Genomic DNA, 15,592 nt, shown 5'->3' on the forward strand with positions numbered 1-15,592 from the left:
TAACTCAAAATGTACTTTGTTAGAAAGAAAATCGAATAGTAAATGATTATTCAAACCAAACGGCTTATTTCACTGGATGCATTACGGGGTTTTACTATTGCAGCAATGATTATGGTAAACTATCCCGGTAGCGAAGACGCCGTTTATTTTACGCTGCGTCATACGGAGTGGAATGGATTGTCTTTTACAGACCAGGTGGCACCTTACTTTTTGTTTTTTGTTGGTGCTTCCATTGCGCTGGCTTATTCTAGACGCCTGCAAGCGAATGTTAGCCGGAGTTCGATGTATAAAAAAATAGTTACCCGGTCGCTGAAAATTTATGCGGTGGGTATGTTTTTAAACCTGATGCCCGCTTTTGATTTTCATAACATCCGGTGGACAGGAACGCTGCAGCGAATTGCTGTGGTATTTTTTATTTCGGCGATTATTTACCTGAATACCAACTGGAAACAACAGGCCTGGATTGCGGCTATTACATTGGTTTTGTATTGGCTGTTAATAACCTGTATTCCAATGCCCGGCTATGGAAAAGTAATGCTGGAGCCGGGAGTAAATATTGTGGCGCTGGTTGACAATCATTTGTTACCCGGCAAAATGTGGCGTGGCAACTGGGACCCCGAAAGTATCTTAACGACGTTTACTTCAGTCGTGTCCTGCATAACGGGGATGCTTGCCGGACATTTGATGCTGAGTGATAAAAGTCCGGATGAAAAAATCAACTGGTTAATGACAGCAGGCGTTTTTCTTGCAATCACAGGCTATTTCTGGGGATTGGTTTTTCCGGTAAATGAAAATCTTTGGACCAGTTCCTTTGTGCTGGTTACCTCCGGGTTTGCATCGTTGCTTTTTGGCGCTCTTTATTTTTTGGTTGATATAAAAGGTAAAATAAGGGGCACACTGCCCGGAATTATTTTCGGCGCCAATGCAATCACCATCTATTTTTTAGCTGATGTATGGGCATTGTTTTTTTACGTGGCAAAATTTGGAGGGTCATCCTTAAATGAAAAATTTGTTAATGGTTTAAGTAACGCTGGTGCAGACCCAAAGTTGGCGAGCTTAATATATGCCCTGCTTTTTGTTTGCATCAATTTTATTCCCGCCTGGTGGCTCTATAAAAGAAAGCTATTTATTAAGCTTTGACGAAACCATGTGTGAAAAAAAATTGCCTTATCATATTGATGCGTACTTCTTTTTTTGACAGCAATAGCAACTAAAAAGTAAGATGTATTAAGGTATAATTGATAGTTTGACTGAATGTTGCTGCGATTAAAAGATAGAAAGAGACAACACAGATGTTTTATTAAACGAGTGGGATACTCGCTTATTAAGAATGTTTAAAAAAATAATTATTTCATTACAAAACAAAATAAAAACTGTATGGAATATTCACTACTTTTAAAATTGAAATTGCTTTGCTATAATACTCATTGAATAACAAGTCTAATGACACAAGAATGCGATAAGGCATTGTTAAAACAAGTCTCAGAAGGCGATCAAACAGCTTTTAAACAATTGTTTAAAATTCACAGGGATGCTATTTATTCTATAGCTTTTACTTTTGCGAAATCGGTTGAACTGTCTGAGGAAATTGTACAGGATGTATTTTTAACGATATGGCTCAGGAGGGCCAGTTTAAATGACATCCAAAATTTTAAGGCGTATCTTTTTGTTATAACACGAAACCATGTGTATCATGTTTTAAAGCAAGTCGCCCAAAATTATACAACTACCTTAGTGCCCGTTGAAGATCATTTAATTGCGGATAATAACACTATTGATCTTGTAATAGAAAAAGAATATAGTTTATTGTTAAAAAGGGCAATTGCCAGGTTGCCAAATCAGCAGCGGGAAGTATATACGCTCATGAGGGATCATGGTTTAAAACGCAATGAAGTGGCCTGCCAGCTTAATTTACAGCCTGAAACTGTTAAGTTTCATCTTGCACAAGCCATGAAAAATATCCGCTCCTTTTGTATGCTCCACCTCAACTCGTTTATGTTGTTTTTTGTCTGCATACATAAGTATATCCAAATTTTTTAAAAAAAGATTCCACCCAACCCACCCAAGACCATACAAAAAATACTCCTGCATACGGAAGGTTGATGAAATGTGTAACCTCTGTTTAATTTATGTCAGTATTGCGTTTAGAATATTTATTGGATTGCTATATAAAAAATAAATGCAGCGGGCAGGAAGAGGAAGAATTGATGGCTATACTGGCCGATCCCGAAAGCGAAGTATTCGTTCATGATGTTATCGACCGTTTAATGCAGCAGTCTGCTGGTGAAAAACAGTTATCGGATAGCGCTGCGGCCAGCATTTTGAAAACTATTTTAAAAGATGGTGGCGATGCAGCTATTCCTGTAAAAAAAAATGAAACAGTTTTTTCATTTTGGATGCGTTTGGCTGCCTCGGTTTTGATTTTACTTGTTGGTGCGTATTTTATTTTTGAAAAGAATGAGCGCACCATCGGAAATGCGGAAGATAAAAAGCAAGTGGCCAGATTACCTGAAAAACCGGCACCCATTTTACCCGGGCGAAACAGGGCAATACTTACTACTGCAGATGGCAAGTCGATTATATTGGATAGTATGCAAAACGGACAGCTTGCCAGGCAGGGGACTACCAATATACAAAAGCTGGGTGGTTTATTAATTTATAAGGCACCTGCATCTTTTAACGACGGTACACAGATTACTTACAATACACTTTCTACACCGCGGGGAGGACAATACCAGGTTATATTGTCGGACGGAACCAGGGTTTGGCTGAATGCCGCTTCCGAAATCCGCTATCCTACCGTATTTTCTGGTAACGTGCGTGAGGTAACCTTAACCGGGGAGGCTTATTTTGAAGTGGCAAAAAATAAAGCAAAGCCTTTCCAGGTAAAGGCGGGCGCCATGAAGATTGCAGTATTGGGTACCCACTTTAATGTGAATGCATATGAGGATGAAGCTGAAACAAAAACAAGCTTGCTGGAAGGCAGCGTACAAATAAGCCAGGGTAACCTTTCGGGCTTGCTGAAGCCGGGGCAGCAGGCAGTGATACAAAATAAAAGTAACCACATTAAAACAGGCAATGTTGATTTAACGGAGGTAGTGGCATGGAAGAATGGACTTTTTCGGTTTGAGGGAGCAGATATTAAAACAATCATGCGGGAAATAGGACGCTGGTATGATGTGGAAATTGAGTATGCGGGCAAAGTACCCAACCATAGGTTTGTAGGAAAAATAAACAGGAACGTTGAACTGTCGGAAGTATTGAGAATACTGGAATTGAGCAACGTCAAGTTTTTGGTTGCAGGAAAAAAAATCATTGTGCTGTAAACATCCACCCGGTTATACTCACCGGGTAATCAAAATTAATTTCAGGATAATTTATTAATGTTTTAATAGAATGGGTTGCATATACCCTTTTAATACATCTTTCTTAATGGCAAAAAAGCCAGCAATGTTCGTTGCATTGCTGGCGAATTATGGCTATAAAACTGTCGCTCAAACAATTTTCTTAACCAAAACAAGTCAAAATTATGATTTTAACCGTCGCTTGCCAAAGCAAAAATGGCACGAAAGCCCTAAAGGCCAAAATGTTGATGATTATGAAATTAACGATTCCCCTACTCTTATTTTTTACGTTCCAGGTAACAGCAAATGGTTATGCACAGAAGGTAACCATCGTAAAAAAAAATGTTTCTTTAACCGAAGTCTTTAAGTCAATTGAGCAACAAACAACGTTTTTGTTTTTCTTTGATAAGGACCTGGTAGAAGAAACCAATCCTATTGATGTTAAGATTAAAAATGCAACGCTGGATGAAGCCTTAAAAATTTGCCTTAAAGACCAGCCGCTTACTTATACGATTGTCAGTAACACCATCGTAATTCAACACAAAGTGATTTCTGCGCCTGCGGTTGCTGCATTAAATGAAGTCATGGCTTTACCTCCGCCTGTTGAAATTCGCGGAAGGGTGGTAAACCAAAAGGGAGAACCTTTACAAAACGTTTCTGTGTTAATAGCAGGAACCAATATAGGTACCACGACAGATGCCGATGGTCATTTTGCGCTAAACGCACCTGACAACAAAGGCATAGAGCTGGAAGTTTCCAATATCGGGTATCAAAAGAAAAGAGTAAAAGTAGGTAACCAAAAGGAGCTTACTATTGTGCTTGAAGAGGAAGTGTCGGGAATGAATGAAGTGGTGGTTATAGGATATGGTACTGCCAGGAAAAAAGACGTTACAGGCGCAGTATCAAATATCAACTCTAAAAGGCTTTTAGATAAACCAACTGTAAACGTTGGCCAGGCCTTACAAAATAAAATTGCAGGGGTTGATGTAAACAATATGGGTGGTGGTGTTCCGGGACAAAACCCATTGATCCGTATCCGTGGTACAAACTCTATTACGGCAGGCAACGACCCATTATATGTTGTTGATGGAGTAGTAGGCGTAGCAAATCCTTTAGCTACTTTAAACCCCAATGATATCAATTCAATCGACGTTTTAAAAGATGCATCGGCCACTGCTATTTATGGTGCCCGCGGCGCAAACGGCGTTATCATTATTACTACCAAACGCGGCTCCAGTGGTAAACCGCAAATCACTATCAGCAGTACCGTATCTGAAAATACGTTGCAAAGGCATTTATATGCTTTAAATGCAGAGCAGTTGATGTACCTGTATCTGCAATCAATGAACAACGCTACCAAATTCGGATCGGTAGTACCGGCAAATGATTTTCGTGGCACAACCACAGGTAGCACCAGTTTTTCTGAAATGCCCTGGTTGTTTGAACAGGTTCCGGCGGGAAACTATGCCATACCATTGGTTGGCAGGGATGGCAAAAGCTATGCACCAAAATATGATACCAATTGGGAAGACCTGATGTTCGCCAACTCAACGTCTCAAAACCATTATGTAGCAATCCGTGGTGGCAATGAAGTTGCTAAATTCTCAGTTTCATTGGGAGCAACCGACGAGCGGGGCCTGATGAAGAAGTCTTACTTTAAACGCCTCACTGGTAGAATTGCCGGTGATATCAAAGCATTAAAATGGCTTACGTTATCAACCTCAATAGGCTTTAACAAAAGCAGGGCAACCGGCGATGATGGTATTACCCGTTCTGCTACAGAAGTATGGTCTATTTTACCGGTACAATATCCGCAGGATCCTTCACTTGGAATATACGCCGGTCGCTGGGGAACCAACTTTGATTTTAAAACTGGTGAGCAATGGTACAATGTAGTATTCAGAAGATCACAGATCTATCAGCAAAATAATATCGGCCAGGTAACAGGTAGTTTTACTTCGGTTGCGCAAATAACAAAAGACCTGAGCTTTAAGAGTGATTTCTCGATCGACTATAACAATTATAAAAACAATAGTTACAGCGGAAAATTATATGGAGGTGATGGTAGTGCTTCTATAAACGCAAGCCAAACTTACTTCTGGCAAAATGAAAACTATTTTAACTACAATAAAAAGATTGGTAAAAATCATATGCTGAGTGCAATTTTAGGGCTTTCCTGGTCCAAAAATTCTTACCAGAATATGAATACTTCCAACTCTGTATTCTTTTCCAACTTCTTTGGGTACTCCAATTTGGGTGCTGGTGCAGCAGCCCGTCCCGGCTCCGGCAGCAGCGATGGCAACAACACATTGAATTCTTATTTCTCCAGGATCAATTACACATACAAAGACAAGTACGTGCTTACTGTAACGGGTCGTGAAGATGGTTCATCCCGTTTTGGAGCAAACAACAAATATGGCTTCTTTCCATCTGCAGGGGTGGCCTGGAGAGCATCACAGGAAAATTTCATGAAGAATGTAGATGCGATCTCAAACCTGAAAGTCAGGGCAAGTATCGGTCGTACGGGTAACCAGGAAATTGGTAGCTATGTTACGCAACCATTCATCAGTACAGCTAACGTTGTATTAAATAACGCTACTCAAATCGGCCTTTTCCCAAGCTCGGTTGCTAACCCCGATTTGAAATGGGAAACAACAACCCAAAAAGATGTAGGTGTTGAATTGGGACTTTTTCACGATCGCCTGAATATAGGGGTTGATTATTACGATAAATTAACCAGCAACATGTTGCTGAATGTACCATTGCCTTTATCAACCACAACCGGTTCTGTAATTGAGAATTATGGTAAAGTTCAAAACAGGGGATGGGAATTTACGGTGAATACATTGAACATTTCCACAAAGGATTTTAAATGGAATACGGATATCACCGTAGCCGCCAACCGAAACAAAATTGTACAATTAGGCCCTACAGGAGCGCCCATTTACAGCCAGACAGGTGCAGGTAATGGTACCTCTGTATTTATGATTGGACAACCTATTGGTGAATTTTTTGGACTAACCCGCTTAGGCACATATAGCACGCAGGAAGCATCATTAGCAGCCCGCTATGGTTTAAGGCCAGGCGACCTGAAATTTTTGGACAAGAATAACGATGGCAAAATTGATTTGCTGACAGATGGCAGTATAATGGGAAATGCATTTCCTGATTGGGTGATTGGATTTCATAACGCTGTTAACTATAAAAGCTTTGATGCCGGTCTTGATATACAAATTATCCAGGGCGTTAAAAAGGCATTTGTACATGAATCTGCAGAAGATCGCCAGTTGGTTTCCGGTGGTTTAAATTCAACGTTAACGGCTTGGCGGCCAGATGCACAAAATTCCATGGTTGCCCAGTTGCGGCCAGGTAATGGTGGTGCTTATTACCAGTCGTTCCCAGATACACATATGATATACGATGGTTCTTTCATCAGGGGTGCAAACGCCACTCTCGGATATACCTTATCTGATAAATTGGTGACCAGGTGGCACATGCAGAGAATCAGGATTTACCTGAGCGCAGTTAATTTCTTCCTTATAACGAAGGCCGCGGGCTACGACCCACAGGGCAGTTCACTTGATAAAAATATTTCGACGGTACCCAATACTGATAAATACCAGTATCCTACACCATCGGTTTATTCTTTCGGCCTGAACGTTAGTTTATAATTTTTAGCAGCTCATCATTTTAAAAAATTACAACATGAAATTTAATATAAAGAAAAGAAATAAGGGAGTTGTACAAAACACATTGCTGTTACTGGCGCTTGTAATCATGCTAGGTAGTTGTACCAAATTCCTGAAAGAAAATCCAACCGCTAACCTTACTTCAGACTATACTTTTACTACAGCGGCTGAAGGTACGGCCCTGGTGGTAGGCGGCTACAGAGCTTTATCTACTTATACCGGTGCTGCCGGCGACTATGGTAACTATTTACCTTCCACATTGGAATACTGGACAGGGCTTGCATGGTCGTCTGACTCCCATCCGATGGTTAATAAATTTCAAACCAACCAACTTGCGGGCAGTACGCTTTCTGATTTTGACAATTTCTGGAACAACAATTACCAGGGTGTTAAAGACTGTAATAATGCCATCGCAAAAATACCGGGCATCATTGAGTGGACACCTGCCGATAAGTCAAACTACATGGGGCAGGTACGCACGCTCAGGGCGCTGTATTATTTTAACCTGGTACGTTATTATGGTGATGTTGTAATGGATACAGCGCTGAGTACATTCGCAGAGTCTCAGCAACCTCGGGTATCGCTCAAAACCATTTATGACGAAATCATTATTCCTGATCTGGAGTTCGCTGTTAGCAGTAGTTTGGCAGATGCGCCTAGTTCAGGTGGCTATGTCAGTAAACTGGTTGCCAGGGCAATTTTGGCAGATGTTTATCTTACCTGCGCCGGTTATCCTTACCAGGAAGTAGCAACAGATCCTGCTAAACCATGGTGTACGGCCGGATCATTCTCCCAAACCGCTTACCCTGTCAGCACGCCAAGTGCCACAAGCTTTTTACAAAAAGCAGCCGAGCAGTTGAATTTATTATATGGCAGGTATTCCATGGTATCAACCTATCGTGACCTGCATAATACTTCTTTAAATAATAAAGGAGAATCAATATTTCAAATACAATATTTATCAGGTGTAAATGAAATGACAGGCTTTATGGGATCATTGCTTCCGCCGGCCCTGCACGCAGCATCACTTACCGAATATGGTACACTAATTCCAACAATTGGCTATTATAATTCATACGCGCCCGGTGATTTACGCACGCAGGAAAGGCAAATGTTTTATACAAAGGATAATGTAGCTACGCAATATGATGCAACCAATCCTCCCGTAAGTTTTGATCAGCCTTATGTTTTTAAATATTATGATTCAGCAGCCTTTAAAACCTCCGGCGGTCATAGCGGTTTAAATTTTACCCTGTACCGCTATTCGGATATTTTGCTGATGCTGACAGAAGTAAACTGGACCTTAAGGCAAAATGGAATATCTGTGTCGGATGATGATGTGCTGAAAGGGATCAATGCCGTAAGAGCCAGGGCACAACTTCCTGCATACCGTATTGGTGATATCAACCTGCTTTCCATTTTTAGTGAAAGAGCATGGGAGCTGGTGTTCGAAAATAAAATGATCTGGGATCAGCGCCGTACCCGTAAATGTTTGATAGATGGTGTTGGAGCCTTTTCTGGTATTGAAAATTTTGTTGGTCACCAGCCGGTCACCTTCAATTTTAAATTTTCTGTTATGAATTTACTGTCACCGATTTCTCAGGCTGAAATTGCCAACAACGCAAAATGCTTACAGAATTTCAGCTACCTGCCAAAACAGGCTGGCCAGTAAAAAGGAACAACAACTTTATTAACTAATTTATACAGAACAAAATGAAAAATAATATAACGTGCATATTAATAGCTGCAATTGTATTGTTGCAAAGCTGCAGCAAACAAGACTATTTCGATGTTCCTAAAGATAGCAGCGGGAATGTGATAATTACCACGGTAGCAAGTACTACGTCTGCTGGCATCAGTACTTTGGATGATAATTTTACAATCAATGCGGTGTTACCCAATGCAAAAGCTGGCGATGAAATGACGGTGGAGTTACTAAAGCAGCAGGTTCCGGCAGGGGCTCCCGCAGGTAGCGCAACGCAATTATTGCCTATTGCCGGTACGCAAAAAAAAGTGACCGTAGCGGCTGACTTTACTGCGTCTGTACAATTTACCAGGAGCGAAGCTACCATGACAAAAGCAGGAGACGTGGTAACAGTAACTTTTGCCGGAAAGACAGAGTCTGCAATGAGAGTAATTACCATGGTAAAAGCTACCACAGTTTCAGGTACCAAATACAATAATAAAGTAGTTCCTATTATTCGTTCTGCCGGTACTGCTTATTTTGAGGTTAAGGTGGCACCTAAACTGGCAGCCTATGCCGGTACGGTACTGGTAAAAAATAAGAATGGCATTAATGATCCCTGGCAAACTGTCGGCAGCTTTCCCGGTACATCGCAGGTACCTATTTCCGGTGATGACTTTGCTATTGGAAAAGATACTATGTACTATGCCTTTATATCCCAGGTAGGCAGTTATTCTGATACGGTTACCCAGACAATACTTAACAGCAATCCTTATTTTCAATTTAAGAAAACAGGGAAAATGACATTGGGTGGCGCTTCTGCCGGCGTTAATATGTTTGTAAACGGAGCGGTAGCTGCAAGCAATGCCATGGCAATGATGGCCATTGATGATAGCTCATTAACAATTCATGGAGGGTCTGCATGGGCTGTTGGCGGCAAGGGTATTTCCTTTGTTAAATCAACACTTGCCGTGTACAACGAAAACAATTCAGATAAAATAATGACGGCTTTCATGGCAGGAACACCAACAGCAACTGCCGACCCCACTTCAGGCGAAGGCGTGTATATTTTTAAAATCGTAAACGGACCCAATGCCACAGACATTTTTTACGGAATTTTAAAAGTTGTAAGTATAGTACCGGGATCTTCAATTAATTATGAGTACAGGATTGGTAACCTGTATGCCCAGCTTGCTGTCCTTCAATAAATTTCCTTTTTATTGATTCAAAATGATGTTGTTATACTATTATTTGTAGATTTAAAGATGCAAACAATGGTATAACAACTCACCAAACCACAATTAGAACCACACACAATATTTTATTTTATGGGAGATGTACAAATCAAAAAATCATCAGAAGTATATGATGTCATTATCGTAGGCTCCGGTGCAGGTGGCGGCATGGCAGGCTATGTACTGGCCAATGCCGGTATCAAAGTTTTAATGCTCGAAGCGGGTCCGTTTTTCGACCCTGCCAAACAATCGCAGCAAATGAAATGGCCGTATGAATCGCCGCGGCGGGGAGCTTCCACCACGCGGGCCTTTGGCGATTTTGATGCTGCGTACGGTGGCTGGCAAATAGAAGGCGAACCCTATACCACCAAAGACAAAACAGAATTCAGTTGGTTCAGGTCGCGTATGCTGGGCGGTAAAACCAATCACTGGGGAAGAATTTCTTTGCGCATGGGACCGCTCGATTTTCAGCCAACTGACGGACTTACCGAACGTTGGCCAATTACATACGACGAAGTAAAACCTTTCTATGATAAGGTAGACCGCATGATTGGCGTGTACGGCACCAATGAAGGATTGGAGAATGATCCTGACGGCGTTTTTCTTCCTCCTCCAAAACCAAGGCTCAATGAAATATTTATAAAAAATGGCGCAGCTAAAGCGGGCGTAAAAGTAATTGCCGGACGAGGTTCTGTTTTAACAGAGGCACTGCCCGGCAATAAGGACCGTGGCGCCTGTTTTTATTGCGGCCAGTGCGGCCGTAGTTGCAAAATCTATGGGGACTTTTCGGCGTCCTCATGTCTTGTAATTCCCGCCATTAAAACGGGTAATTTAAAAGTGATTACCAATGCCATGGTGCGCCAGGTACTGACCGGTAAAGACGGCCAGGCAACTGGCGTTTCTTATGTTGATAAAACAGACGGACAGGAATACCAGCTGAATGGAAAGACAATTATCCTCGGTGCAAGTGCCTGCGAATCGGCCCGCATATTATTAAACTCGGCATCGGCGCAGCATCCGGGCGGCCTTGCCAACAGCAGTGGCGTAGTGGGTAAGTACCTGCACGATTCAACCGGTGCCAGCCTGGGAGGCTTTCTTCCCCAGTTGATGGACCGCAAACGTTACAATGAGGATGGTGTGGGCAGTGTGCATATTTATTCTCCCTGGTGGCTTGATAATAAAAATGTTGATTTTCCCCGCGGTTATCATATAGAATATGGTGGTGGTATGCATATGCCTTCGTATGGCTTTGGCGGCGGCACCACAAAAATGAATGGTATGGTACCGGGCAGGGATGGCAAAACCAAAACCGGCGGAGGTTTTGGCGCTTCATTAAAAGATGATTACCGTCGCTTTTACGGAACGCAGGTGGGTATGGCTGGTCGTGGTACTGCCATTGCACGAAAAGAAAATTTGTGTGAGATTGATCCGAACGTGGTTGATAAATATGGTATACCGGTATTGCGTTTTAACTATACCTGGAGCAACGAAGAAATCAAGCAAGCCAAACACATGATTGATACTTTTCAGTCCATCATGCATGGTATGGGTGCTGTAATTACCTCAACTATACAGGGGCCGGAAACCAACTACGGACTGGAAGCACCAGGAAGAATCATTCATGAAGTAGGTACTATCCGTATGGGGGATGATCCTAAAACATCTGCTCTTAATAAATGGTGCCAGGCCCATGATTGCAAAAATTTATTTGTTGTAGATGCAGCCCCATTTGTACAGCAGGGAGATAAAAATGCTACCTGGACAATCCTCGCTTTATCTATGCGTACAGCTGAATATATTCTTGATCAAAGAAAGAAACAAAATATTTAAATTATGAACAGAAGACAATCATTAAAAGCCCTCAGCATATCTACACTTACCGCCGGATTACTGATTGAATCCTGCAAAACAGATACGCCAAAGTCAGCCACTGTAGTCGATAACAATAACCTGGGCGATGTGGCAGGCCTGCAGGAGTTTGAAATAGAAAGATTAAAAAAACTATATGCGGCACCGGCATTTTTCAATGAACACGAAAAAAGTACTTTGATCGTACTGGCTGACCTGATCATTCCAAAAGACGCGGTATCTGGCAGCGCCTCCGATGCTAAAGTGGCTGACTTTATTGAGTTTATTGTAAAAGATATTCCTGACCACCAGGTGCCCATGCGGGGGGGATTAAAATGGCTGGACCTGCAATGCCTGAATACCTATGGCCAACCATTTACCGGTTGTACGGCAGCACAGCAAACCGAACTGCTGGAACAAATTGCTTACCCCGGTAAAACAAAGCCGGAAATGCACCAGGGCGAGGTATTTTTTAACCGCATGCGTGACCTTACCGCTTCTGGTTTTTATACAAGTGAAATCGGAATCAAAGACCTTGGCTATAAAGGCAATGCACCCGGTAAATGGGAAGGTGTTCCGAAAGACGTATTGCAGCAATACAATTTGAAGGATGAGTAAAGAATGAGCATTTTAAAAAGTAGCGACCACCGGATAAATAAAGTATCAATAAAAAAGTAACAAGGATAACATAGCTTTTCCAACGGGTACTGAAAGATTTGGGGTACAAATTGCCCCGGTATTATTAATTAAAAAAACTTCAAAAAATTACACCATGAAAAAGGGTAAAAAGTCGGAAAATTCAAGGCGCAGTTTTATTAAAAATGCTGGGCTGGTATCTGCTGGTTTTATGATTGTACCAAGACATGTATTGGGAGGCAAAGGGTTTGTGGCCCCGAGCGATAAATTAAATATTGCAGCCATTGGCGCAGGAGGCAAAGGACATGACGATTTAAAGAATTTTTCAAAAAGTCCAAATGTTAACATCGTTGCATTATGCGATGTGGATGACCGCCGGTCGGCTGAATCAAGGAAAGAATATCCCAATGCGAAATATTACAAAGATTTCAGGGTAATGCTGGAGACAGAAAAAAATAATATTGATGCCTGTAATATTTCAACACCTGATAACATACACGCTGTAGCAACAATTGCGGCTATGCAATTGGGCAAACATGTATACACGCAAAAGCCCCTCACCCATGATATTTTTGAAGCCCGTACACTGGCCAATGCGGCGGGGAAGTACAAAGTAATTACACAAATGGGCAACCAGGGCGGCTCCAGTGACGGTGTTCGCCAGGCCAAAGAAATGCACGATGCCAATTTATTAGGCGATGTGCATACCGTATATGTTTGGACCAACAGGCCGTTGTGGCCGCAAGGTTTACCTACGCCAACAGGTAGTTTTCCGGTGCCTAAAGAGGTGGATTGGGATCTTTGGCTGGGCCCTGCAAAATACATCGATTACAACCCTGCGTATATGCCCTGGAACTGGCGTGGCTGGAATGCCTTTGGTACGGGTGCCCTCGGTGACATGGCTTGCCACATGATGGACCCTGTATTTCGCATTCTGCCAATTGATTTTCCTACCGAAGTAGAATGCAGTATTCCTAAAAGTTGGACGGTGGATGGTAAAGAAGCAAAATATCCTGATGGCTATCCGCCTGCTTCCGTAATCCATTTAAAGTATCCCAGAAAAGACGGTAAGGGAGAAGTAAAGGTATCCTGGTTTGACGGCGGTATTATGCCACCCCTTCCCGATGAATTGCTGCCGGGTGAAACGTTTGGAGGCAATGATGGAGGCGCCATGTTTATCGGTGATAAAAGTAAAATGATTGTGGATTGCTATGGAGAAAATCCGCGGCTGTTACCATCTTCACTGATGAAGCAAACGGTAATGCCCGCGCAAACTATTGCGAGGGTACCCGAAGGACATTACCTGCAATGGGTAAACGCCTGTATGGCAGGGTATGGTAAAGCAAAAACCAGCTCACCATTTGAGTATGCCGGGCCTTTTACTGAAAGTATTTTAATCGGCAACCTGGCCATTAGAAGCTGGAACCTGGAAACGAAAAATGCAAAAGGCAGAAGCGAATACCCGGGCAGAAAGAAATTGTTGTGGAATGCAAAAGAAATGAAAATCACGAATTTTGATGATGCCAACCAGTTTGTGAAAAGAGATTACCGCCAGGGATGGAGTTTGGGAATGTAAATAATGATTGAATATTCTTGCACTGTCCGGCTGTCGCCAGCCGGGCAGGCTTGGCTTTTATCAGAAAGGAAAGGAAGTATAACCTACGAATTTCAAGTACTGAAATATTAATGTCTGTAAATAAAAAAACATGAAAAAAATTATTGTATTGCTTTTGCCTGCGTTGTTTTTGATGGCCTGCTCCAATTCTAATAAATTAAAAGGAAGCAATGGATGGATAGGTCTCTTCGATGGCAAGTCGCTTGATGGATGGAAATTTAGCGAACAGCCTGGTACATTTTCCGTTGAAGACGGAGCTATAAAAGTTGCAGGAGTTCGTTCTCACCTGTATTATGATGGCCCGGTATTGAATCACAATTTTACCAACTTCGAATTTAAGGCAAGGGTAATGACAAAGCCTGGTTCTAATTCTGGTATCTATTTTCACACAGCCTACCAGCAAACAGGTTTTCCCGATAAGGGCTTTGAAGTGCAGGTAAATAATTCGCATAGCGACTGGAAAAGAACAGCGGGTTTGTATGATATTAAAGACGTAAAGGAAACCTATGTAAAAGATGACGAATGGTTTACCGAATATATAAAAGTAGAAGGCAAACACGTGATCACAAAAATCAATGATATAGTAGTGTGCGACTGGACGCAGCCTGATGGATTTGTTCCTCCTAAAGGTCATTCGGAAAGAATTATCTCCAACGGCACTTTTGCCTTGCAGGGACACGATCCTAAAAGCATTGTGTTTTTCAAAGACATTATGGTGCGGCCTTTACCCTAATATTTGGTAACGTATCGGATTGCTGTAGTTGGGAACAAAGTAAATTACGTTACCAGCATGCGCCATACAAAAATGCTTATCTCATTTTCAACCTGATAAAACCTGATTAAAAAAATGAATCCAATTGTTCAGATATCTCTTGACCTTACCAATATTGACGAAGCCCTGGAAACGGCCGCCATGGCCATGCGGGCAGGGGTAGACTGGCTGGAAGCCGGAACCCCGTTGATATTGGCAGAAGGCTTGCATGGTGTAAAAAAATTACGGGAAGCTTTTCCCGGTGTGCCGATTGTTGCCGATTTAAAAACGATGGATGGTGGCTACCTGGAAGCCGAAATGATGGCGAAAGCCGGCGCTACCCATGTGGTAGTAATGGCAAGAGCGCATGAAGAAACAATCAAATGCGTTGTAAATGCCGGTCGTGATTTTGGCATTAAAGTAATGGGTGATAACCTCGGTTGCGAAGACATGGTAGCGGCGGCAAAATGGCTGGAAGACCTGGGTTGTGATTATGTAATTCACCACATTGGTTACGATGAACGCCGTGGTATTGCCGCCAGGGGCTTGCGCATGCCGAGCCCTTTGGACCAGCTTCGGGAAGTAGTGAATGCTGTAAAAATTCCGGTGCAGGCTGTAGGCGGGCTTAGCCTGGAGCAAGCCATTCAATGTCCTGAATACGGCGCCCCGCTGGTAGTATTGGGCGCACCGTTAACCATTGACGGAGACAGTTTTAAAACCGCAGGTGGCGATTTGGAAAGTTCATTGCGCCTGATCTGCGAAAAAATCCATTCTTATAAAACAAACTAAA

Annotated in this window: 11 protein-coding genes; all 11 read left to right on the top strand. The window is 42.3% G+C overall.

Translation table 11 applies throughout. The features are described from left to right. Nucleotides 1–42 precede the first annotated feature (42 nt). The 11 genes from JWR61_RS08375 (at nucleotide 43) to JWR61_RS08425 (ending at nucleotide 15,591) form a co-directional block, all read left to right on the top strand. Nucleotides 43–1,140, top strand: a complete 1,098-nt coding sequence (locus tag JWR61_RS08375) for an acyltransferase family protein (RefSeq protein ID WP_301927395.1) — start codon at nucleotides 43–45, stop codon at nucleotides 1,138–1,140. Nucleotides 1,141–1,443: 303 nt separating this feature from the next. Next, nucleotides 1,444–2,040 (top strand): RNA polymerase sigma factor, encoded by a 597-nt coding sequence (locus JWR61_RS08380; protein ID WP_301927396.1) that lies wholly within the window; start codon nucleotides 1,444–1,446, stop codon nucleotides 2,038–2,040. A gap of 89 nt (nucleotides 2,041–2,129) precedes the next feature. After that, complete coding sequence (locus tag JWR61_RS08385; protein WP_301927397.1) at nucleotides 2,130–3,326, top strand: FecR family protein; 1,197 nt, start codon at nucleotides 2,130–2,132, stop codon at nucleotides 3,324–3,326. A 272-nt stretch (nucleotides 3,327–3,598) separates the two neighbouring features. After that, nucleotides 3,599–7,015: a TonB-dependent receptor gene (locus tag JWR61_RS08390; RefSeq protein ID WP_301927398.1), complete on the top strand. Its 3,417-nt coding sequence runs from the start codon at nucleotides 3,599–3,601 to the stop codon at nucleotides 7,013–7,015. A gap of 34 nt (nucleotides 7,016–7,049) precedes the next feature. Further along, on the top strand, nucleotides 7,050–8,705 hold the full coding sequence (locus JWR61_RS08395) for a RagB/SusD family nutrient uptake outer membrane protein (RefSeq protein ID WP_301927399.1): 1,656 nt from the start codon (nucleotides 7,050–7,052) through the stop codon (nucleotides 8,703–8,705). Between the two features lie 41 nt (nucleotides 8,706–8,746). Beyond that, nucleotides 8,747–9,925 (top strand): hypothetical protein, encoded by a 1,179-nt coding sequence (locus JWR61_RS08400; RefSeq protein WP_301927400.1) that lies wholly within the window; start codon nucleotides 8,747–8,749, stop codon nucleotides 9,923–9,925. A 120-nt stretch (nucleotides 9,926–10,045) separates the two neighbouring features. After that, a complete protein-coding gene (locus JWR61_RS08405; protein WP_301927401.1) occupies nucleotides 10,046–11,782 on the top strand; it encodes a GMC oxidoreductase in 1,737 nt (578 codons plus the stop codon). Nucleotides 11,783–11,785: 3 nt separating this feature from the next. Then, nucleotides 11,786–12,418, top strand: coding sequence for a gluconate 2-dehydrogenase subunit 3 family protein (locus tag JWR61_RS08410; RefSeq protein ID WP_301927403.1), 633 nt, complete (start codon nucleotides 11,786–11,788; stop codon nucleotides 12,416–12,418). A 154-nt stretch (nucleotides 12,419–12,572) separates the two neighbouring features. After that, a complete protein-coding gene (locus JWR61_RS08415) occupies nucleotides 12,573–14,012 on the top strand; it encodes a Gfo/Idh/MocA family protein (RefSeq protein WP_301927404.1) in 1,440 nt (479 codons plus the stop codon). Between the two features lie 130 nt (nucleotides 14,013–14,142). Next, nucleotides 14,143–14,784 carry a DUF1080 domain-containing protein gene (locus JWR61_RS08420; protein WP_301927405.1) on the top strand — a complete coding sequence of 214 codons (642 nt, stop codon included), beginning with the start codon at nucleotides 14,143–14,145 and terminating at the stop codon, nucleotides 14,782–14,784. Nucleotides 14,785–14,898: 114 nt separating this feature from the next. Then, a complete protein-coding gene (locus JWR61_RS08425; RefSeq protein WP_301927406.1) occupies nucleotides 14,899–15,591 on the top strand; it encodes an orotidine 5'-phosphate decarboxylase / HUMPS family protein in 693 nt (230 codons plus the stop codon). The last annotated feature ends 1 nt before the right edge of the window (nucleotide 15,592 follow it).

This window comes from Ferruginibacter sp., from assembly GCF_028288465.1.
In the GTDB taxonomy this organism is placed as follows: Bacteria; Bacteroidota; Bacteroidia; order Chitinophagales; family Chitinophagaceae; genus Ferruginibacter.